The following is a 21,632-nucleotide window of genomic DNA, read 5'->3' on the forward strand; positions in this document are numbered from 1 at the left end:
CTTTGCTGACTGTGTGGCACCTCAATTGACCCTCAGTTCTCCCTTTGTAACGGTGCGTGGGAAGCTCGACGCAACCGCGCGTCAGCTGGCTACATCCATCGGGCGCGAGGCGGCAATGTTGCCGATCCTCGAAGGCAGCCACTTCCTAACCAGTCTCTACACGACCCTATTGCCTGGAAGGGAGCGCAGCGCCCTCGGGGCATTTTATACGCCCCCGGCACTGACCCAGCGCTTGCTAGATCTCGCCACAGAAGGCGGCGTTGACTGGTCAAGTGCGCGCGTGCTCGATCCGGCGAGCGGTGGGGGCGCCTTCCTGTTGGAAGTCGCCGCACGCATGCGCATGGCGCTTGAAGGCAGCGAGCCTGCCTTCATCCTTGCCCATCTCGGCACACGTCTTGCGGGCCTAGAACTTGATCCGCATGCGGCGTCTCTGTCACAGGCCGCACTCGAAATCTTCCTCTCTGATCTCAGCATGGCGTGCGGCCGCGCTTCGCCGGTCTTCGTGAAAGTCTGTGACACGCTCGAAGAAACGCCGTCGGCCAAATATGACTTGGTGATCGGCAATCCGCCTTATGGACGCGTGACCCTCTCGGCCGCGCAACGCACGCGCTTTGCACGGAGCCTCTACGGCCATGCCAACCTATACGGGGTGTTCACAGACGTTGCCCTGCGGTGGACGCGACCAGGCGGTGTTATTGCTTACTTGACGCCCACAAGTGTGCTGGGGGGGCAGTATTATACTGCTTTGCGCCAGCTTCTCGCAGATGAGGCTCCACCAGTCGCGATTGATTTCGTGCATGCGCGTCGTGGTGTCTTCGAGGACGTGCTTCAGGAAACCCTCCTCGCGCTGTACCGCAAGGGCGGAAAGCGCGATCGTTTCCAGGTCCATTATCTTAATGTTGATAATGAGCGCGAGGCGCGCCTGAATAAGAATGGGAAGGTCGGCTTGCCGGGGGACGCTAGCGCGCCGTGGCTAGCGCCGCGCGAACCAGGACACGTCGGGCTCATCAAGGCGGCAGAGGCCATGGCCTCGCGCTTATCAGATTGGGGATATGGAGTTTCAACCGGCCCGCTCGTGTGGAACAGGTTTAAACCGCAGATGCGCGCTCGTGCAGCGCGTGGACTTCTTCCCCTGATCTGGGCCGAGGCGGTGACAGCTGACGGGCGTTTCGTTTTCCGTGCTCAGAAGAAGAACCATGCACCCTACTTCAAGACGGAAACTGGGGATGACTGGCTTATCGTAAATCAGGGGTGCGTGCTCGTTCAGCGTACTACAGCGAAGGAGCAGGCACGACGTCTGATTTCCGCCGAACTGCCGCAAGCCTTCATCGAAGTGCACGGCGGAGTAATTGTCGAAAACCACCTGAACATGGTGCGCGCGATCGGAAAGCCGAAAGTGTCCCCCGCTACCGTCGCCACCGTACTCAACAGCGATGTGGTCGATCAGGTGTTCCGTTGCATCAGCGGGAGCGTCGCCGTGTCGGCGTTTGAATTGGAGGCCATCCCGCTACCGCCTGCCTCGGCCATGGCAGAAATTGAGCGACTTGTCGCAAAGGACGCGCCGCGTGCGAAAATCGAAAAGGCCCTGCGCGGCCTCTATGGCCTTAAAGCATGATGTTTCCGCCGCTCCTACCATGGAAGGAAATCCACGGGCGCTTACCGGAAGTATTCCCCGAAGGTTCGGCGAACCGCGAGCATTCGATCTGGGAAATTGCGGCCAAGACCATTTTTGTGATGCTCTACGTCGGTGCTGTGGAAGGAAACGGAGTTTGGCTCCGGCCCGATCAGGTGACGCGGATGACGGACGCGCAGGCGGCGCTGACCGGTGACGATGACCGCGCAGCTTGGGTGCCCGTGTCGATGAAATCCAGCAAAGGCTTGAACATTCCTGATCGATGGTATGCGGTCAACACGCGGGAATCGATCCGAGACGATACAATCCGCTATGCTCTGCTCCAAAATGGCGCCGTCATCGATCGGCCGGTAGCCACCACATCGTCGGCAGGGCGGTATGCCCTACAAGCCGAGTTCGCGGAGCTATTGTCACCCAATCTCGACGAAGCGACCTTCATAGCCAAGTCGGCCGCTTGGCGCGAAAAGCACCTCAATGCGGGAGCGCTCGCGCGCATCGCGATCGTGCGCAAAGGGGCTGCCGCCGGCGGCACTTACGAGCTGGTCACGTTTCCCAACGGTGAAACCCGCCGCATGGCGACCGGACCGAGCGCCGATATTTCCAAGGCAGTGATTGAGGTCTTTGCACCAAAGTTTCTGCAAAAGCCTGGTGTGATCACGTTAAGCGAAAGCGGCAACAAAGTAGTCGCGCGGGATGACGAGTTGGCCAAGGCAATCGGTCTAACAATACCGGCCGACAAGAGTCTGCCCGATATCGTGCTCGTCGATTTGGGGCCAGTTCATCCTCTGCTTGTGTTCATCGAGGTCGTGCATACTGATGGACCGGTGAATGACGCGCGCAAAACGGCGCTGTTGGAAATCGCACGAGGGGCCGGATTCCCTGCGGAGCATGTTGCCTTCGTCACTGCCTATCTTGATCGCGACACTGCCACATTTCGCAAGACCGTCAGCAGTCTGGCTTGGGGAAGCTATGCTTGGTTTGCATCCGAGCCGGACAACCTAATGGTTTTCAGCGCCAAACCTGTGCAGATCGAGGGCATTTGACAGCGTGGCTAGTACGCACGTTACGGAAAGCAGAAGTGACAAGCCGCAGCGCTTGCCCCGGGCAGGAACTAAGCAGGCGCTGTTGGTCGGCATGCTGATGCGAGCTAGTGGGGCGACAATCCGCGAACTTGTTGAGGAAACCGGCTGGAAAGCAAATACAGTGCATTCGGCCTTGGCGACTCTCCGCAACTCGGGATCAAGTATCGTCGTCGATTTTTCTGAGGACCAAAGACGCTACCATCTCACAGGAAAGTCTGCATAAATCAGCCGTTAAGGCATGACGGCCGGAGGCAAGTATGTCTGGCAAATTTTATTGACGACAGTTCCTTCGCCTATCCCTTGCGGCGGAGATATATACGTCAGCACGCGCAATCGTGTCCCAGTCCTTGGTCGGCGACCGGCCCGCAAATCTTTCACAAAGCGGGGGTCCCCGACCGCCAACCGACCGAAGGTGCTCGGCGACGTCCGGGTTTGCACCAGATATTCCTCAATCTGCTCCAGAAGCTCCATGGCCGTAGACTCGCTTTGCGCTTGCGTTCTTGTTATGTCCTTACTAGGAAGGCCTCCTAGAGTCTAGGATCGATTTTCCTAGGTGCCCGCGATAGGACTGGCAGTCATGGACGACGCACGGAGAGCCCTGGACGAATTGATCCAGCAACGAGGGGCGAATTACTCCTCGGTTTCGCGCCTTCTGGGGCGCAATGCCGCTTACATCCAGCAGTACATTCGGCGCGGCAGCCCGCGGCAGCTGGACGAGCAGGATCGCTCGGTACTCGCGCGATTTTTCGGGGTCGATGAGAAGATTCTCGGCGCCCCGGCCCGTCGTTGTTGCCCGGTCGTCGAACTGGTGCATGTGCCTTTGCTCAATGTCGAGGCATCAGCTGGCCACGGCGCTTTGGCCGAAATGGAAGCCAAATCAGCGCAGTTCGGCTTCGACGAGAAGTGGCTACGCCGGCTTACCGCGAGCAAGGCATCGAGCCTGTCGATCATCGCCGTGCATGGCGACTCCATGGAGCCAACCCTTCATGATGGCGACGAAGTGATGGTCGATCTCGGGGACGGCCAGGCGCGCCTGAGAGACGGGATCTATGTCCTGCGGATGGACGACATGCTGAGCGTCAAGCGGATTGCACTCGAACCGCAGGGCAAGCGCGCCTCAGTTCTGAGCGACAACCCGGCCTATCCGAGCTGGCGCGGTCTCGAGAAGCGGACTCTTAATATCGTCGGGCGGGTTCTCTGGTTCGGACGAGCACTCTAAGGGAGCCATATGATACTCGCCTTGCTTGCCGCCTCCATCGTCGCCTCCGGACAGCCATTCACCTGCACACCGACCCACGTCTGGGATGGTGACGGTCCAGTCTGGTGTGCGGAAGGTCCTCACCTTCGGATCGCCGGCATCGCTGCGCGGGAAATGGACGGCACCTGCCGGACCAATCAGCCCTGCCCCGCTGCCTCGGCGATTGACGCGCGCGATGCGCTGGTACAGCTGATGGGCGGCGCGCGCGGAACGATCTCGACCGGTCATGTGGTGGTAAGGGGGCCGCGACTGACATGCCGCTCCGAGGGGGGCGCAGGCGGAAACAGGACCGCTGCCTGGTGCCGCCTGCCGTCAGGTGCCGATCTGTCATGCGCCATGATCAAGACCGGCACTGTCTTGCGCTGGGATCGCTACTGGAAAGGCCCGGCTTGCCGGTGAACAGCACCACGCATCTGACCGGCATCGTCGAGCGGGCGGCAAACGGACCGGTGCTACGCACCGATGGTGGCGGGACCTGGGAACTCGACAACACCCGCCAGGTACGCAAATTTATCGGCTCTCGCGTCGAAGTGGTCGGGGAGCGTTCGGGGTTCAACGGGTTTACCTGCGAACAGATATGGCTGGCCGGCCAGCCTCGTCCGACAGCATTCAAACTCCGCATCGAATTCCTTCTTGCCGCCGCCTTCGTCGCCTATGGCCTATACGCTACGGTTAGCGCGGTCGTGAACGCGCTAGGCTGATGCTCAGCGACTGGGAACTCTGGGCCTGCGCCAACCATGTCCTGCAAACACACGGTGAAAAGGCGCCCCTTCATGTCGCCGAACAGATTGGCGCGCTTGCTCTCGCGGGTGATGCCGCGGGAATTCAGACCTGGTAGGCTATAGCTGCGCGGATCGTCCAGCTGACTTCAGAAAGTGCTGACCGGCCGCTCCAATAGGCGGCGGCCACCACACTGCCTCACTCACCCGATCGGCGAAAGATCGCCGGGAAAGAGACAGGATTGCGCGCCTGCGCCGCCATGGCTGTCGCTTTCGATGGTGAAGCCGCGCATGCGTTCGACCAGATGACGAGCGAGATCGACCCTGGCGCTGCGCTGGGCGCGCGGATCATCGGCATTGAGACGAACGAGCGTGCGCTCCGGCGCAACGGCCAGCGCGACTTCGAGGTGCGTGAGAAGGATATCGTCGGAGATTCGTGGCATGGGCCAATGAGAACAAATAAAGAACTTCTCGTCAACCGGCAGTGTGCGGACGCATGGGGACAGCAGGTCGCTAGATGCCGATCTCGAATGGCTTGGTGATCGACCGGTCAAGCTCTGGCGGCTTGCGTTCCGGTGCAAGATCGACACGATCTTTGGCCTGCCCTTTTGACGCAGCGTCGCGGAGGAGATCGACCGTTTCCAGCGCAGAGCGCTTCATACCGGCATTGCGCTCGACCGCCGCTTCAAGCTTGCCAGCATTGTCGACGTAGAGGGTGAGGCCGTCGCGCAGCCGTGTGATCGTGACCAGAAACGTCTGCTGGTTGGCCAGATTGCACTCGCGGCTGTCCATGACCGCAATGCCGCAATCGGAGGTCAGCCCCTGCGCCATATGGGCATTGAGCGCATAGGCGAGATCGAGACGGCGGAGCATCGGGTCGCCCTGCTCCAGCCTGTGCTCTGCGCCCAAGGATGTCTTCACCACGACGGCCTCTTTGTCGACTGCGACAATCCGGGCCTGGTCGGCATTGAGCAGGCCGCGCTGGTGATCGGTCTCGGTCCACCGGATCTTGTCACCAGTGTAAATGTCGAGTGCCCGGACTTCGAACAGACGCAGCGGATCCTGTTCACCTTGCGGTCGTATCTGACCGGGACGAAACTCGAACTGCCGGCCACGCTCGTTCTCCAACGTGACCCGCTCGCGAGGTACATCAGTTCCGACCACCCGGTACTCGCCTGCTGCAAGGCCTTGGCTGCGCTGACGCCGCGCGACCTCGACCACCATGCCGGGGTTATAGGTGCTCGCGTATCGCAGCTCCTCGCGGGTGACATTGGCGCGCGACAGGGTCTGGAGCCGCATGGTTTCAGGACCGAGTTCCCCGCTCGCTTTAAGGCCCGTCTGCACCGCATCGTTCACCGCACTGCGCAGGTTGCGGCCTGAAGCATAGATCGCGGTTGCCTCGCGCGCCGCTGACGAGAGCGACAACCAAGCGGCGGCGGCTTCGACAGCAGCATCGTTCCCCGCCTCGATCACCTGGGGTGCGAGATGGTGCATGGCATCCTCAATGCGCCCTTCTTGCGCTGCCTGTTGGGCTTCACGCAGGCCTTCGCTGCGCGCGCGAAGATTGGTGCTCATCACCGCAGTCTCGATCCCGGCCTGCTGCATCACATCGAACGGCTTGCCGGCATCTACGGCACCCAACTGCTTGCGGTCGCCGATGCTGGCAAAGCGGCCGAGTTCGAGCAGGTTGGCGAGGCGCACCAGCTTTTCCTTGTCGACATTGCCGACCATAGATGCTTCGTCGAGCAGCACGACACTGCCGCGCATATCGGCCCGAGCCTCGGCGAGGCGGTCCGCATCGGCCCCTTCGAGAAGATCGCGGTGCCGCGCGAGAAACCGCGACACCGTCATCGAGGGAATACCCGTATCGCGTTCAAGCATCTGGACCAGCGTGTTTTGCACCGCGAGCCCGAGCACGGCCCTGTCCTCCTCCCGCAGAATGTCCGCAACGGGCTTGAGGACCGTGCTCTTGCCTGCCCCGGCAACGCCCTGGATGGCGACGATGCGGTTGTTCGATCCAAGCAGCAGGCGCCCCGCCCCTTCCTGTCCGGCGTTCAAGGTGAGCCCGTACTTGATCTGGGACAGGGCTTGCAGGCGGGGCCCAGCAAGGTCGGGAGAGACAATCGCCGAAGCGGCGCCGCGCCCGCTTTCGACTCCAGCGATGATGCGCTGCTCAAGGCTGACGGCGTCGCGGGTGGTCAGCAGGTCCCGGTCTGCGTCCCTGCCCTTCTCCAGATATCCCTGGCGGAGCAGTTGATCGACGCGATGCTCGACCGCGGCAAGCGTTGTGGGGAGCGCAAAACCAAGTGCCGTGCGGTAGATCTCGGTGCGCGTGAATGCCGCTTCCCGCTCGCCCAGATGCCGGACAGCCGAGGCGACCGCATGAATTGCGGCGACCTGCTCGACACTGCGATTGGTCAACCGGGCAGGTATCAGAGGATCACCTTCCCGCAGGCCCAGACGCTCGGCAAAGGAGGTTGCGAGGGCCTGAGCATGGCGGACAAGCCCGAGCATCGTTGGACCGATGCCGGCCACATTTCCAAGATCCTGTGCACTTCGGCCGTTGGCACTGGCAATGATCGTGACGGGATCAAAACCAAGCCTGGCGGACGTTTCCTGCCACTGCTGCGTAAGCGCATCGCGATCTTCGACCCGCCCCTTGTCGGCCCGGGTCATCAAGGTTGCAGCATCGAACACGCCTGGCCCTGAGAAGTTCATCTGGGCAGCCGCTTCCAGGATTTCAGCTCGCCGGGAACTGAAGGCATCGCGGACCGCCTTGGGCACCCCGACGGCCTCGAAATTCCCGTGCTTTCCGAACTCCCCAACCTCGTAACCGAGCTTCTCCACGCTCAACCGAAACCGGGCCATTGTCATGGCATTGAGCAGGGTGTTGTGCTGCCAGAGCTTGTCGTTGCGCAGCGCCCGCCATTTTCCATCCGGACCTTGGGTCACATTGGCAATGACGGCATGAAAGTGGGCGTTGGGTTCCTGGTTACGGTTGGTGTCGTGCTGGAACAGCGCGATCGCAAGGTTGCCGGTCTGGACGACACGCTCCCGGCCGCGAACCTCCATCCTGGTCTCAGCGAGGTTCTTTTCGGCCCAGCGCAGAGTTTCCCGCACAGCCGCGGCGTAGGCGTCGAGGATCCTTTTGTCGCCGCCCACCAGAGCAAGGACCGACCAGCTTTTCGGCATCGAAAAGGTGAGGTCGGTCCCCGCCCGGTGCGCCCGATTGTCACTGCCAACCCGGCTACCATCCGGCAGCATTCCTTTAAGGACTGCCTCGAACTGCCGCGCATCCACGGCCCCAACCAGCCCCAGGGCGGCAGCGCCTTCACCCAGCCATTCGCCGGAGCGATCAGCGTCTGCGCGCGTGTAGTAGTTGTCGGCAGCAAAGTAATTGGCCGCGCCGCCTGCGGTGCGGACATTGGCTACCGACAGCATCGTTTGTCCCCCGAGGCTGCGGCAATCGGCGGCATGATCACATCTCCATGTCGCCGAGGTCGGGACCCGGGATTGGCGGCGGTTCCTGCTCGCGCAGCCCATCCTCGAGCATCAGCTTGCGCGCTACTGCATCGCTGGGTCGCACGCTCTTAGGGCCATCCTGCTTGCCCTCTTGCAGCGGATTTGCGTCCGTTGTTCCGGCTCTAGCAGTACCCTTGGGAGTAGCCGGCTGCTCCTGCGTCGGGGTGGTCTCGCCGGTAGGCAGGAGCGGGCGGGCGGAGGGTCCAGCCTTTCTCGGCCTTGCATCAGTTCGGGTGTTCGAACCCTCCCGGTTGGCGCTGCCCGCCTTCTCTTTCCCGGATCGGGCTGCTCGTTCCTGTTGCTTCGGCGTCTTGCCCGATGTGCTCTCAACGGCCCGCTGCAAATCCTTTACGGTCGCTTCGGGCTTCTGCCTCAGCTCTGATTGCGGCGCTTTGTCGAGGGCAAGTTCTCCCTGCTTGGGCACGACCGGCTTCCCTGCTCCGTCGTCGTTCGCGGCGGGATGCTCATTGCCCGCCGATGCTGCGGATGGCTCAGACTGCTCCGCCGGCCGCCGGGGCTCAACGACGCGTGCCTTTGGCCCTTCCTTCACTCTTGCGATGAAGGTCTCGGCCCGCTTGGGACGGTCGACGGGAATGAGCTTGACGGGCGCGGCAGGGAAACCATCGGGGAACTTGATGTACCCTGACAGGCGCGGCAGATTCATGAGCTGGTCGGGCAGCAAGAGCGGTTCAATGTGCTTGCGCGGGGTCAGGCTGACCGCATCACGGGCATTGTTATACCCGTAGGTATAGCCCTCCTCCATGTCCCGGACCTGGCGATGTCCTATGAAGTCGGAGCACCAGGTGGCCGTTTCGCGGTCGGCAGTTCCGAGGATCAGTTTCGTCCGGGCCAGCGATGCCAGCGTCATCGCCATGTTCTCGCCGTAGACTTCTTTGAGCTTGGCATAGGCGTGAAGGCCAAGGACAATCGCGCCGCCGAAATTGCGGGCCGTCTGCAAGCCCTTTTCGAGGGCTGGCAGGCGATGCAATGCGCCCAGTTCATCAACGAAGAACCAGCACTTGAGATCGCGCGTGCGTGGGCCAGTCATAAGCGTGTTCATCGCGGTGTCGAGCCAGAGTGTGAGCAGCTGCGCGCAAACACTCATGTCGACATAGCGGGCCGAAATGAACAGGACTGACCCCTGGTTCGGGGCGCTCTCGGCCCCGTCCTCAATCCATTTGCGAACCGAGAAACGAGGTCCGGCAGTCGGCAGCAGCTTGAGCGCCTTGGCGTTGACGTTGAAGACGGCCCGGATCGACTCCGCCATGCGGGCGGCTTCCGGCGCGGTCAGCGGATCGGCGATCGTTCCGCGCATCATGGCATGCACGCGCGACAAGTCCGCGGTCATCAGCTCGCGGGCAAGGGCATCATTGGTTGCCCTGCCCTCCGCCACGAGCTTGAGGCAGAATTCGACGAACAGGGCGCGGGCAGCGATCACCCAGAACTGGGCTTCCCCGCCCCCGTCATGGGGCACGAGGGCATCGGCAGCGGCCCAGAATTCGCCTTCGGTGCGGCATTCGTCGAAGAGACTCCACTGGGGGCAGCGCGCATCGAGCGGGTTCAAAATGATATCGCAATGGGCGGCATGGAAGTGCTCGATGAAGGCACCGGTCAGATCGAAAACCACGCAGCGCTGGCCCTTGGCTCTTGCCTCCGCAATCATGTCCGAGATCGCCACGGTCTTGCCCATGCCGGTCGTGCCAATGAGCATCGCGTGGCTCTGTTCAAGGCGCCAGGGATAGGCCACCGTGGCGATATGCGATGGCCGGTAGGGAAAGACCCGGGCGATCTCTCGCGGCAGGCTGAGTCGCCACTTCCAGCCCATAGCGGAATCGAGCTCACGGGTGCGCTCGCGCCGGTTGTGGTTTGTCAGTTCATCGACGAGCTCGGGAAGCGTGACCAGCATGGCGCCGCGCTCGTGTTTGCGTTCCTTGGAACGACCACCGAACCGCTCGGCGAACCAGTAAAAGACGGCAAAGGCAGGGACCAGCAGGACCCCCGATCGCCACAAGGCACTGGTCAGAAGATCTGTCAGCTTCTCCCACGCATGGACAACCGGTGGGTAGTGGTCGAGCTGGGCAATCGGAAACTGAATGGATGCGCCGAAAGCGGTTTCCAGCGTGATATGCTTGGCGTGATCGAACTCCATGAAACCGTAGATGGCGGCATAAATCCGCATCCAGACAAGGTAGACTTCGTGGTCGGTGAGCCCCGCCGAAATGGTCCACCAGGATGTCCATGAGATCACCAGCGCTGCAACGATCAAGGGGCCCTTGAGACCTGCCGCAAACATGAAGCTGAAGTGTCCGAGCAGCTGGCTGCCGCGCGTGAAATTGACGAGGTTACGCTTCATCGGAACCTCCCTCGCCGGTAGCGGTGGTGAGGCCGAGCTCTTTGCATTTGCGCACGTAAGCCTGGTGTGCCCGACCACGCAAAGCGTGGTCGGGGTGCCCTGCCAGTAGCGCATCCACACCGACCATGAGGAACACCGAGCGGCGGGAAATGCGATCAATTGAAGCGTCGAGCCGGGAGGCAAGATCGTCCTCGGCGCAGGCATTGGCGAGCAAGGCACGAACCCATTCGCTCATGCTGATCCCCTTGGCTTTGGCGGCCTTGCGGATCAGCGAGCTGAGCTCGCTGGAGATGTAAACCTGGAGACAGATTGGCCGTGTCATGCACGGGCTCCTTGTGGTCAGGAGCCCGGTTCACACTGCGAAAGGCAGGATCGACACTAAGTCAGATTCAAGAACATGTCAAGAACATCGAATTCGGCGAAATTCCGCCATTCGCTGCGCTGCTTGGGTCAAATCCACGTAACTCCCTCGCGCACGTCATTTTTGACGGAGAAGCTGCCATTCCAGTATCCTCCGCACAAATATCTGTATCTTCGTGGTTTATTTCCCCATTTTCCTGCGACCCGTCGCGTAGGGTGTGCTCAACCGTCCCCAGCTGCGAGGACAGGAACCAGCTATTGAGCCTGTAACGGATGATGCGGTCTGCGATGTCCGTTCGGCCGGTCGCTCTGCAGGTGGCCGACGCCTCGGATCCTAATAGGCACAGACGGGATCGATGCCTATGATGCGGGCATTACCCCGGGCAACAAGGAAGCACGGCATGGGCCAAGTCACATTGAGTGCGACACCGAAGGGCAACGGCTTCCAGGCGACAGTCACTTACCCGAACGGGGTGTCGATCAGTTCTTCCGAGGCTTTCCCGACGCAGGCAGAGGCAATCGAGGCCGCAGCGTTGAAGGTCCTGGATAAGCCGGAGCGGCTCACCGATCTCGACCGTTCCGATACCCCCGACTGAAGCTTGCGACCCGCCGTCCCGTCCCGGCTGAGAGATGCCGAAACAGTCTGCGAGCAAAAAGAAAGGAGGAAGCCCTGACGGACTTCCTCCCAAACCGGCGGATCAGAATTCATCACTGAGACGGCCCGGAACTGTGTCGATTACCCTGTCCAGCATGGCCTTGGGCAAGGCGCCATAGTCCCCTTCATCGACCGCGATGTATCCGGCCTCGTCATCGGTCAGGACATACTGCGTGTAGTAGCTGTGAAAGGACCGGGCATGGGCCTGATCCAGTGCGGCAACGAAGGCGGCCTGATCTGCCTTGAGACCGGCATCGGCAATGTTCAGCGAAGCGTACATGATCTTTCCTCCTGATGTTCGATGCGTCGCATCAGGGATTGCGAAAGATGTGGGTGACGGGCTGGGTCAGGGACCGCGTCAGCGGCCGCGAAGCGGCGATGGGGGCAACGATTTTTGCCGGGCTTGCCCGGTAAAAATGGTGGGGCCCCGTCGTCCTTGACGCAGCCCCAAAGCCCGCATCAGACTTGGTCCTTCTGCGAGAGAGACCTCTCCAACGTCAGTGGGGAAGCGCACCAATCGCCACACAAACCATTTTCCTACATGCGTCCGGAATGCCAATATCGTCAGCGGAGGGGACCAACGGCCAGCAAGAAGGAAACTCTATGGCCAGGTCCAAACCCACTGCGCGCGATGCGCTGAAGAAGCTGCGTGAACAGCGTGCGAGGCTCGAAAGCGAAGAAGCTCGTCTTCGCGAAGAAGCAGCGACCGAACTCGGCAGGCTGCTGATCGAGTGCGGCGCCGAGACGATCGAACCGGCACAACTGCGCCAGATCGTGCGTGCTTCTATGGCACTCGGGATCGAGGAAACGCTGAAGCGGATCGCTACCGCTTAAGGCCAACCCAGCGGCGGCAAGGGGTTCGATGCCCCGCGCCGCCGCATCGCCCGAGAGCAAAAGAAAAGGCCCCGATGGCATCTGCCACCGGGGCCTTGTCGTGGGGTAAGGACGTTCAGTCCTCGTCGATATCGGGAGCGCCCTCGTTGCCACCCGAACGGCCCTTGGTGAGGAAGTCGACCTTGTCAGCGACGATCTCGCAGCCGTAGCGCTTGGTGCCGCTCTGATCCTCCCACTGGGTGTAGTGGATGCGCCCCTCGACCGTAACGAGCTGGCCCTTGGTGCAGTACTTGGCGACGTTCTGGCCAAGGCCGTTGAAGCAGGTGATCCGGTGAAATTCGCTGTCCTTGGCAGTGTAGCCGTTTTCGTCTTTGTAGGTCTTGCCATCCTTGCGGGCGGGACGGTCAGTCACAACCGAGATCGAGGTGATGCTGGTTCCACCTACCGTGGTGCGGGTTTCGGGGTCGCGAGCGATGCGGCCAACGAGGATAACGAGATTGGTCATGGGCTTTCTCCTGATCGAGCATTCCGGGTCCATCCCGGCTGCAAACCCGAGCAGAAGCGCCCCGCGGCGAAGCGCACCGAAGGGGAACCCGGAACTGGTTCGGGTGGTGCGGGCAGCCGGGCATAGCCCGGCAACTCGGCCGGACCAGATCCGGGTTGCGCGTCTCGACGGGGGTGATTCAGGGACAGGTTTGTATCGAAGCCGGGTGGAGCCGGATGCCTTGAACAGGTTTGCCCTGCCTCGTTTCCCTCCGGTCTTGGTCGGATCATTCCCCCGCCAGCCCTCCACCGGAGAACACCTTCCTAGATCACGGTACGGACCGCGCCTCCAGCAGATGGGACGCTCCTGGACCTAGCTGCTTCGCCGGGGGCAGGCATATCGATCGTCACCCCTTGAGCGCCGTCCAGACGGTTGCCTCGCAGCATCCAGGCCTGCAGCGTTATCAGGCGCGCCCAATCAGCAAAGGAGGGGATCCAGTCCAGGTCTTCGCGCACGTGCTGCTCGCCGATCAAACGCACCGGAACCGTCCGGCCATCGGCATTGACGAGGGTCTCGCCGAATATCGCCTCCAGCATGAATATCCCCTCGGCATGGTGCCGCAGCGCGCGGTGCCGAGGGTCTGCCAGGATTGCCTTGGACTCGTCGAACCACTGATGCAGCGGGAGATAGTCATCGACGGTGCCGCCCCATTTCCGGACTGACGAAAGGGCGTGGTAGTAGCAGTGGGCCATGCCATGTCTCCTAGAGCTCGGTCGAATGATCATCGGTTGCGGTGAAGCGCAGGCTGCAGTCGAGCAGGAAGGTCGCTTCAGGCACATCGATCACGAGTTCGCCGCAGGCGCCGTCGTTGATCTCCCAGCCAGGGTGGTGACGTTCGAGCGCCAGATAGGTCAACTGCTCGAGCGCTTGCCCTAGTGACTGCAGCTCCTTGGAACCGGCACCATCCGCCGTATGTGCTCCGGCTTCCTGCAGCGTAACATCAGGGCACGCGATCGACGCACCGGCTGCATCGAGGCAAATACATTCCTCGACCGCACCGCTGTCGCCGCAACCGTCAAAGCGGATCTCGACGCGGACGATGCCGGCTTCCTGCAAGCGCGGGAGAATGACGGGCTTGAGCTGCTGAATCTCTTCGACCACCTGGGTCTGCCGCTCGGCCTGGCGAACGGCAAAGTCGGCCATCACGGCTTCGATATCGATCATGGAATGCCTCCTGTGGAACGGAGCCAACGACCATTCGCTGGCTCCCAACGACAGGCGCGCGCCTTTCCTCTGATGGACGACGCCAGCGCCGATCGGGCGCTGGCGCGAAGACCGAAAGGGTCTCAGTCGGTCCTGGCCGAAGTGTTCTTCGGATTAGTGCCGAGGGGCCCGCGGCGATCGACAACGGTGATCCGCCGAGCCTTGGCCTCGATCACCAGGCGTTCGAGCACGCCATTGCCCGGGAACGCGATGACGTAGCGCGGGTCGAGCGAGAGCATCCGCTCGTTGCGCTTGAATCCGGCACGGGCGCCCAGCCGCATATCGAGCGAGAACGTCACCTGTGGAATGCCTCGACGTTCAGCCCAGCTCGATGCCAGACGGTCGACGCCCTTGGTGTCGCCGCCGTGGATGAGCACCATGTCCGGCACGCGGTCGCGGACCTTGTCGAGCGTAGCCCAGACATTGTTGCCGAAGGTCAGCGCATCGTCTTCGGTAGCATGACGGGTGCGCCCGCCAGCGAACACGACCGGGGTTCCTTCGGGCACGGCCGCACGGCGCTTGGCTTCGGCGCGGGCGCGCAGGAAATCCCGCCCTTCGACGAGCGCGGACGTCAGCATTGCGCTGTGGTTGAAGCGCGAGCTGGAGACTGGTTTCCAGGAGGAACCGAACTCGTTGAGGTAGAGCGCGGCGGCAACTTCGCGCATCTCTTCGAGCGCCAGCATCGCGCTTTCGGCGCATTGCGCCCGCTCGACCTGGGTCTCGAGTTCATGGGTGTGGACCTCGGATCCATCGGCCGTAGCAAGAAGCGCGCGGACCTCGTCGGTCGCCCGGTCGAGGGCTGTCGACTTGCGCTCGGCGGAGCGGTGAAAGATGTTGACGAAGGCCCAGCCGAGATCCTCGGCGTCGGCTTCAAGAGCGGTCCCTGACACCATGGCGAAGAGATCGGACCAGACCGCTTCGAGGGTTTGGGCGACAGCCTCCCGGACCGGGAAATCGCTTGTCGATACGGGAGCGGGTCCAATCGAGAAGCCGGCAAGATCGAGCCCGGCGAGTTGGTCGGCGAATGACGTGTGCATGGGATGTCCTCCTGACTGACGTGAGGCCGACGCACCCGTTCATGGCTGCGCCAGCGAGAGCCCGTCAGGGCCAGCATTCAGGCAGGGTTGCGCACCCGTCAGGGGGAACCCGCGCGGGCGGGCTGGCGCGGGCAGGCCTTGAGCCCGAAGGGCAAAGGCCAACACGGGCCCGACCACGCCGGGTTGCGCAAGACTGGCGGCTGGCCCAGGGCCTCTCTCGCATGGCGCCAGGCCATGGGCGGTCGGAACAGCCATTGGCAGGGGCACGCCCTATGCCTCATGCATGTACCGCCCCGGCTTAAGCCGCTCGCTTGGTGTAGACACCCTCTCCGTTCGACATATGCCCGAGACAGTCATAGTCGCCGAACACGGCATCGAAGCGGGATGCGATCTGGGACAGCCAGCGCTGTGCCCGCGGTGAACGAGCCGTACGCCAATCGGCGTCCCAATAGGCGCCGTCATCGCGTTCGACGATCCAGACGGCCACTAGCCCGCCGTAGACCGATGCGCCGAAATCCGCATAGGCATTGCGCATAAGGATCCGGTCCTCCCGGCCGCGCCAACCGTCATGCGGGATCAGCGACGGGAAAGCTCGGCCGGCTCGCTCGCGCAGTTCGTCAAGCAGCCAATCGTATTCGAATTCCCAGTCGTCCTCGGCTTCGACCTCGAGAACCGTGAATGCGACGATTGCGCTGCTGGGATAGCTGACTGATCGGCCCATGATACCCTCCCTCAGGCCGCGAGCGCAGCGTCGTCTGACGCGTCGTCAAACTGTTCGGGCATGACCCTTCCGCCAAGCTTCAGCAGCAGGGTCGACGCCTCCTCGGCCTTGGCCGCAGCCGTCAGGATGGCGCGGTCGTCATCCTTCAGCAGCTTGAGCCAATGCTCGATGTAGCTTGCGTGGCTGTCGAGGTGCGTGACGGGCAGCCCCAGCTCAGCGCCCAGCATGGCGCTAGAGAGTTCGGCGACGAGCTCCTCAGCGGCGTAGGCCGCTGTGCCGAAGCGGTTCTTGAGATCACGCCCCAGGCGGCTGGCATGGCCTGTCCAGTGCGACAGCTCGTGGGCGAGCGTGGCATAGTAGTGGTCGAAGCCGGAAAACAGGCTGGTCGGCGGCATCGTGACGCGATCTGCAGTGGGTTCGTAATAGGCTTCAGAACCCTGGTGGCGCAGATTGACGGGGATGGCGGCGAAGAAGGCGTCGAGCTCGGCCTCGCGCCCTTCAGGCTCGACCAACTCCAGCGTTGCAGCCGGATGGAAGCGCTCGGGCAGACGTAGGGTAGGCCGGGTGGCGTCTCGTTGAGAACGTCCCTCGGCCCCCCTCCGAACCGGACTTGCACCTTTCAGCGCATCCGGCTCTCCACCTACGTCAGAGTTGCAATTGTCGCCTATCTGGTAGCCTGCCCGCATGGAGGTCCACGTGGCAGGGTTTGCACAGCACGATACGCTTGCGCGTCCGTGCCGAGATCATTTTCCGACCCAAAGGCGCGACCTTCATATCAGCCATCTTGTGGACGTGATGCACCTCACATGCCTTATCCTCGGCACCGCACAGCTCGCACTGATTGGCGTTGAGACGTTCGACAAACTCGGTACGGTTGAGGCTCCACATTGCTGTGGCGGGAACGATGTCGATCGTTCCGTAGCGGATTTCTCCAACCGTCAACTCGGTCGACTTCCACAATTTGGCCGTCTTGGTCTCTCCCCTGACCATGTAGCTGACCTGATAATCGGTTCCACACCGAAGCCTATTGAAGACCTGCATCACCGAACACTTATGCTTGTTGGCTAGCGTCCGCCCCAAACTAGCCCGCCATATGTGGGTCAGCTTGTTGAGCTTCTTCTTGACGTCCCATGCTAGTGCGTAGTAATTAGCAAATCCTCGTAGCTCCGCATTATAGGCCATCACGATTTCGACGTCACTGCAATGAAGAAGCCGTGGGCGGTGCTGGCTGACAAAAGCCGACCAGTTGCCATACTCCTTCGTGGCGCAAAACTGTGCGACCTTGTCCCAAGGTACGCTTAATTGCATGATATCGGAGGGCATACGCGGCCTGAATACACGGCCATCCCTCACAACTTTCCCGGTTCGACGCTGGGTATGTGTATGAACGTCGTAGCCGAGAAACCTCACCCCATCCGACGCTTTCGCAATCCGACTCTTTTCCTCCGAGGCTTCGAGACACAGTTTATTGGACAGGAAAGCCCTGACCGTCGCCATGACCTCACGCGCTTCGTCCTTTGAACCGATGACCCCAATAAGAAAATCATCAGCGTAGCGGACGAAACGCAGCCTGCGAAAATTCAAGTCGAACGGATCACGCGCACGAAGCGATGCTCGCCTCTCCCCGATCTGCTCGATCTCGCGGAGTGCTTGATCAACAGCGGGATCATCAGCCTTGCCTTCAGCGCGCAGCCGACGAATTTTCTTCCAACGGTACTGCATGTTCGCGCTGAGCCGCCAGTATTCCGCCGGGACGGACCGTTGACCGCCCTTGTCGAACCGTTGCCTATATTCCTCCATGAACTCATCGAGTTCGTGAAGATAGACATTGGCCAGCAAGGGAGAGACGATACCGCCCTGTGGCGTGCCACTGAAAGATTCACGCACCTGCCAGTCTTCGAGATAGCCCGCCTTTAGCATGCCACGAACGAGGCCGATGAATCTTTCATCATCGATCCGTTTTGCGAGCAGCTTGAGCAGCACGTCATGGTCGATATTGTCGAAGAACCCGACCACATCGACCTCAACCAACCATTTGACGCCGGTCCAGACGCCGCGAACGGCGTCCAGTGCGGTGTGACAGGAACGCCCCGGTCTAAATCCATGGCTGTGTTCGGAAAACACAGGCTCATAAATCCTTTCAAGGATGCTTCTGACCACCTCCTGCACCAACCGGTCGTTGACCGTTGGGATACCAAGAGGACGCAATTTACCGTTGACCTTGGGAATATAGACCCGGCGCACGGGTAACGGGCGGTAGGAGCCGCTAAACACTTGCGACATCAGCCGGTGAAGTCTCTCAGGCGAAAAGCCGTCGAAAGTCTCACCATCGACGCCGGACGTCAGCGAACCCTGATTACGGGCGATCCGCTCATATGCTTGCTCCCAAAGGAGATCGCACTTCATGAGGTTGAACAGCCCGTTGACCCGCTTCCCCGCGATAGACAACTTTGGCAACTGCTCCATCCGCTTCAGGACGGTATGTGACAGCATCAGCTAGTCCCTTCCTTCGTTGGTGGAGCGACGTAAGCTGCCGGACTTCCCCCGGCCGGTTGGGCTTTCGGGCGAGTCACCTCGACCCTTATACCGCCGGTCGTGCGCTCCCGAAGGTGCGCCTGTCCCGGGCGTTACCCCGGGCGTTTGAGTACTACTCCGGCTCCGTGGCCATACAGGACGGACCAAAGTCCGCCTGCTACAGGCCATCCTGTGATGACGTGTGTAGGGAGTTCCGACTTGGTTAGGCCCCCAGTTCATCCCTTTGTCCCCATACAGGGCTGCGCCGAGTAGGCTGGATGCGCCGGTCCTCGAAGGAAAGACCAGCGCCTTTAAGCACTCGGAACCACGCCTCAACCATTGCTGCGTGGCTGGCACCAGATATACCGCTCGGGATTTGGGTTCAGGCAGTGTAGCTTTGACCATACAAGTCTTGCCTTGACCGTCCGCCGCTACAATGGTTTCGCGACTTCCGGCCTTTTCCAGCCATGCTATGTTTCCCTGCCCCTTTCGAGGATCAAGCCCTTGCAGGCCAGAGTAAGACTGGTAGGCATAGGACATTTCCAGCTATCCTAATCTCATTCGAGATACTCCATTACTCACGCTTTCACAGCGCACCTTCGACCTGATCGGCATTGAAGACCGGGTAGGCCTTGAGCACCCGGCGGGCCTCGTCGGTCTTTTCGCCGGTATCGGGGGCTTCCACCTCTTTGGTGTAGCTCTTGTAGAAGATCGCGATGGTCGACTTTTCGCCCTTGCGGACCTGGGCGCCGAGCGACTTGGCCTGATTGTACGTCATCCAGAACGGCGAGGCGTAGCCGCACATGTCAGCGACCATCCACAGCCAGAACACATTCATGCCCCGGTACGGAATCCCGCAGGCCCGCAGGGGCCGCGAAACGGGCACGCCGCGCCACGGCTTGATCCAAGGCTTCGTGCCGGCTTCCAGACGCGCGATGATTTCTTGGGTGATGCGGGTGGCGGGCGACAAGCCGCCGCTCTGCCCCTTGCGATAGGCCATGATGGGTCTCCTGATTGAGGCATCTGGACAGTCGGCGACGGGTTCGCCGGTCAGTGCCACAGGTTCCCGAGCCCCCTCTGCTCTTCTCCAAAAAAGGAAGCGGCCCTCCGGCGTGAGCCGAAGGACCGCTTCTCGAGGTACGAGTGGCCTTGCCTGTCAGGAGGAGGTCAGGCGGCCAGCTCGCGGGGGGACTGATCTTCGGTGTCTACACCGCGCTCAGCGTCAGTGGCGTCAATCTCGGGCTCGCCAGCATCCGGCGCAGCGGGAGCGAAGCGCATGACCTCAGGCACCCATGACAGAGCCTTCTCGCGCACTTCGACTTCTGTGATGTAGGTGCCTGCGAAGACGCGCTCGGCACTCATCGCGAGATCGCTCTTCTTGACCGAGGCAAAGCGCGAGGAAAGCTCGAGGCCGCCGACGTCGGTCAGCGCGTCGAGGATCACCTGCTTTGACACCCGGTCGAAGTAATTGGCCGCAGTCGGTCGCCACCACTGCGCCATGTCGATGCCGATCAGGCGGCCGAGATGATCCTGGAACGGCAGCTGACGCTCGCCCGCCATGTTGAGGCTCGCCTCGAGCGACCGGGCAACGACATAGCCAAGCCAAGCGGCGCGGCTGTCATCGGACAGCGCGCGGAACAGGTCGAAGCGGCAAGTCGCATCTTCGCCAGCGCGCCAGCTTTCGTCGAGACTGGACCTGAGCTCGGCAAGCGCGCTGCTGGCCGGAGCATCCTTGGCTTCGAAGCCGATGATCGGCCCTGCCGGAAGAGGCGCACGCAGTGTGGTTGCGGCCCGTGCCCGCCAGTCATGCGTATCGGCATCAGCCAGCGTGAAGACCATGACGTCGAGCGCAAGCCCCGGATCAGAGGCAACATGCAGCGCAAGGACGTCGCGGCGCTGCATGGCGAGCTCGTCGACCAGGCGCTTGGACAAGGTCGTCCGGCGCTTGTCCGAACCTTCTTCGCCAGCAACGACTTCGATCCCGCTGTCGACTTCAGCGGGTTAAGCCTGCCTTTCACCATAGAAAACCGGCTGGAGTACCGGAGTGCCATCGCGCGAGAGGACCAGGATCATGCCCGCTTCGGCCTTGATTTCGGCCGCGATGACCGGCGGGCGTGCGCGGATTTCCTGGCATTCGCGCTCGATGGCCTCGATAGCCGCTTCGGCCGCCGTCACAGCTTCCTCGGCGCTATCCTCATCTTCGAGGATCGCTGCATGCTCGTCATAGGAAGCATCGAGTTCGTCGAGCCTCGCCAGTTCCGTTTCGGTGAGCGGCGCCGGTTCGGCAGGAAGCCGGACCAGCCCTTCGATCAGATCGTGGCTGGCATAGGGATCGAGCGTCGGCTTGACCCAGGCGAGACCCTGCTCGGCGGCCACGGCTCTCGCCTGCTCTTCCATCTTCGCCGCCGCAAGGCGCTCGAGCAAGGCGATATCCACCCAGGATTCGCTGTCGTCGTCATCGAACAGTTCGCGCTCGATCCGACCCCCGCCAGCGATGTAGGCATCGCGGCCGACGAGCCGGGCACGGGGATCGCTGCCCCGGACGGTCCCGGAAAGGACCATGCGCCGGACGCTGTCGGGATTGGGCGCATAGTAGCCGGAGGACACCTGCTCGAAGACGCGCGTCTGGATGTCCTGATCCGAGGTGGCGCCGAAGGCCTTGGCGATGTCGAGAGTAATTTGGCCCGAGGCCAGTGCCTCGAACACAACCGGCGCGAGCGTCGCAAGACGCAAGCGCCCCTCGACGAAGCGGACCGTCAGGCCGAAACGGCGGGCAACATCTTCGACCGTCGCACCGCCTTCCACGAGCGCGGCGAAGGCCTGGGCTTCATCGGCCGGGTTCATGGCCAGACGGTGGAAGTTTTCCGCGAGGCTGGTCTCGACCGCCGCTTCAGCACTGTCCTCGAGTACGAGGCAAGTGACTTCGTGATCACGCGCGAGGATCTTTTCGTCCGCAAGCGCAAGCATTGCGCGGCGGCGACGTTCGCCGGCTTCGACCTCGAACTTGCCTTTGGCCGCAGGCCTGACGATGAGGTTCTGTAGCAGACCGTGGGCTGAGATGCTGGCCTTGAGCTCAGTATCTGCTGCCGGGTCACTGTGACGGCGGACATTTCGGGGCGACTGAACGAGCTTATTAAGCGGAATCGACTTGATCATGGGACACACTCCTGATGTGAGCCAAGAGCATCGACCACCGA

At 61.8% G+C, this 21,632-nt stretch carries 19 protein-coding genes and 4 pseudogenes; 9 read left to right on the top strand and 14 right to left on the bottom strand.

The features are described 5' to 3' along the window. Positions 1-25 precede the first annotated feature (25 nt). The 7 genes and pseudogenes from ACM61V_RS17460 to ACM61V_RS17490 all read left to right on the top strand — a co-directional run. Positions 26-1,615, top strand: a complete 1,590-nt coding sequence (locus ACM61V_RS17460) for an HsdM family class I SAM-dependent methyltransferase (protein WP_419714220.1) — start codon at positions 26-28, stop codon at positions 1,613-1,615. Then, positions 1,612-2,676, top strand: a complete 1,065-nt coding sequence (locus ACM61V_RS17465) for a BsuBI/PstI family type II restriction endonuclease (RefSeq protein ID WP_419714221.1) — start codon at positions 1,612-1,614, stop codon at positions 2,674-2,676. Before ACM61V_RS17460 ends, ACM61V_RS17465 begins: the two co-directional genes overlap by 4 nt. Positions 2,677-2,680: 4 nt before the next feature. Beyond that, on the top strand, positions 2,681-2,938 hold the full coding sequence (locus ACM61V_RS17470; protein ID WP_419714222.1) for a DUF3489 domain-containing protein: 258 nt from the start codon (positions 2,681-2,683) through the stop codon (positions 2,936-2,938). Positions 2,939-3,292: 354 nt separating this feature from the next. Next, entirely contained in the window at positions 3,293-3,934 is a 642-nt protein-coding gene (locus tag ACM61V_RS17475) for a S24 family peptidase (RefSeq protein WP_419714223.1), read from the top strand. A 12-nt stretch (positions 3,935-3,946) separates the two neighbouring features. Further along, the gene (locus ACM61V_RS17480; RefSeq protein WP_419714282.1) at positions 3,947-4,372 is read left to right on the top strand and encodes a thermonuclease family protein; all 426 of its coding nucleotides are present in this window, start codon (positions 3,947-3,949) and stop codon (positions 4,370-4,372) included. Then, positions 4,369-4,674, top strand: a complete 306-nt coding sequence (locus ACM61V_RS17485; protein ID WP_419714224.1) for a DUF5818 domain-containing protein — start codon at positions 4,369-4,371, stop codon at positions 4,672-4,674. The genes ACM61V_RS17480 and ACM61V_RS17485 overlap by 4 nt, the downstream gene beginning before the upstream one ends. Beyond that, positions 4,674-4,808, top strand: a pseudogene (locus ACM61V_RS17490) (DUF6961 family protein); the annotation flags it as partial. The gene ACM61V_RS17485 and the pseudogene ACM61V_RS17490, both read left to right, overlap by 1 nt. Positions 4,809-4,895: 87 nt before the next feature. On the opposite strand, the gene ACM61V_RS17495 reads toward ACM61V_RS17490, so the two are convergent. The 4 genes from ACM61V_RS17495 to ACM61V_RS17510 all read right to left on the bottom strand — a co-directional run bounded on the left by ACM61V_RS17495 (position 4,896) and on the right by ACM61V_RS17510 (position 10,889). Beyond that, positions 4,896-5,135, bottom strand: coding sequence for a hypothetical protein (locus tag ACM61V_RS17495; RefSeq protein WP_073975142.1), 240 nt, complete (start codon positions 5,133-5,135; stop codon positions 4,896-4,898). A gap of 70 nt (positions 5,136-5,205) precedes the next feature. Continuing rightward, positions 5,206-8,133, bottom strand: coding sequence for a MobF family relaxase (gene mobF / locus ACM61V_RS17500; protein ID WP_419714225.1), 2,928 nt, complete (start codon positions 8,131-8,133; stop codon positions 5,206-5,208). 37 nt (positions 8,134-8,170) lie between these two features. Beyond that, entirely contained in the window at positions 8,171-10,567 is a 2,397-nt protein-coding gene (locus ACM61V_RS17505; RefSeq protein WP_419714226.1) for a type IV secretion system DNA-binding domain-containing protein, read from the bottom strand. After that, a complete protein-coding gene (locus tag ACM61V_RS17510) occupies positions 10,557-10,889 on the bottom strand; it encodes a hypothetical protein (protein ID WP_419714227.1) in 333 nt (110 codons plus the stop codon). The genes ACM61V_RS17505 and ACM61V_RS17510 overlap by 11 nt, the downstream gene beginning before the upstream one ends. 439 nt (positions 10,890-11,328) lie before the next feature. Here ACM61V_RS17510 and ACM61V_RS17515 point away from each other — a divergent pair, with 439 nt between their 5' ends. Beyond that, positions 11,329-11,523, top strand: coding sequence for a hypothetical protein (locus ACM61V_RS17515; RefSeq protein WP_216313658.1), 195 nt, complete (start codon positions 11,329-11,331; stop codon positions 11,521-11,523). Positions 11,524-11,625: 102 nt separating this feature from the next. On the opposite strand, the gene ACM61V_RS17520 is transcribed toward ACM61V_RS17515, so the two are convergent. Beyond that, a complete protein-coding gene (locus ACM61V_RS17520) occupies positions 11,626-11,862 on the bottom strand; it encodes a hypothetical protein (protein ID WP_066120159.1) in 237 nt (78 codons plus the stop codon). 323 nt (positions 11,863-12,185) lie between these two features. Between ACM61V_RS17520 and ACM61V_RS17525 the strand changes: the two genes are divergently transcribed. Next, positions 12,186-12,416: a DUF6437 family protein gene (locus tag ACM61V_RS17525; RefSeq protein ID WP_253204257.1), complete on the top strand. Its 231-nt coding sequence runs from the start codon at positions 12,186-12,188 to the stop codon at positions 12,414-12,416. A gap of 115 nt (positions 12,417-12,531) precedes the next feature. Here the strand turns inward: ACM61V_RS17525 and ACM61V_RS17530 are convergent, their stop codons facing one another. The 9 genes and pseudogenes from ACM61V_RS17530 to ACM61V_RS17570 form a co-directional block, all read right to left on the bottom strand. After that, complete coding sequence (locus ACM61V_RS17530; RefSeq protein WP_216313662.1) at positions 12,532-12,921, bottom strand: single-stranded DNA-binding protein; 390 nt, start codon at positions 12,919-12,921, stop codon at positions 12,532-12,534. 302 nt (positions 12,922-13,223) lie between these two features. Next, entirely contained in the window at positions 13,224-13,652 is a 429-nt protein-coding gene (locus ACM61V_RS17535; RefSeq protein ID WP_216313664.1) for a DUF6915 family protein, read from the bottom strand. A 10-nt stretch (positions 13,653-13,662) separates the two neighbouring features. After that, positions 13,663-14,124, bottom strand: a complete 462-nt coding sequence (locus ACM61V_RS17540) for a DUF6878 family protein (RefSeq protein ID WP_419714228.1) — start codon at positions 14,122-14,124, stop codon at positions 13,663-13,665. Between the two features lie 122 nt (positions 14,125-14,246). After that, positions 14,247-15,200, bottom strand: a complete 954-nt coding sequence (locus tag ACM61V_RS17545) for a DUF2493 domain-containing protein (protein WP_216313668.1) — start codon at positions 15,198-15,200, stop codon at positions 14,247-14,249. 298 nt (positions 15,201-15,498) lie between these two features. Further along, the gene (locus tag ACM61V_RS17550; protein WP_419714229.1) at positions 15,499-15,921 is read right to left on the bottom strand and encodes a hypothetical protein; all 423 of its coding nucleotides are present in this window, start codon (positions 15,919-15,921) and stop codon (positions 15,499-15,501) included. An 11-nt stretch (positions 15,922-15,932) separates the two neighbouring features. Then, positions 15,933-16,469 (bottom strand): annotated as a pseudogene (locus ACM61V_RS17555) (zincin-like metallopeptidase domain-containing protein); the annotation flags it as partial. A gap of 97 nt (positions 16,470-16,566) precedes the next feature. Continuing rightward, on the bottom strand, positions 16,567-18,414 hold the full coding sequence (ltrA, locus tag ACM61V_RS17560; protein ID WP_061780321.1) for a group II intron reverse transcriptase/maturase: 1,848 nt from the start codon (positions 18,412-18,414) through the stop codon (positions 16,567-16,569). A gap of 616 nt (positions 18,415-19,030) precedes the next feature. Beyond that, a pseudogene (locus ACM61V_RS17565) lies at positions 19,031-19,435 on the bottom strand (ArdC-like ssDNA-binding domain-containing protein); the annotation flags it as partial. Between the two features lie 167 nt (positions 19,436-19,602). Then, positions 19,603-21,591: pseudogene (locus ACM61V_RS17570) on the bottom strand (ParB/RepB/Spo0J family partition protein). Positions 21,592-21,632 lie beyond the last annotated feature (41 nt).

The organism is Sphingomonas sp. TX0543 (genome assembly GCF_048565505.1).
Taxonomy (GTDB): Bacteria; Pseudomonadota; Alphaproteobacteria; order Sphingomonadales; family Sphingomonadaceae; genus Sphingomonas.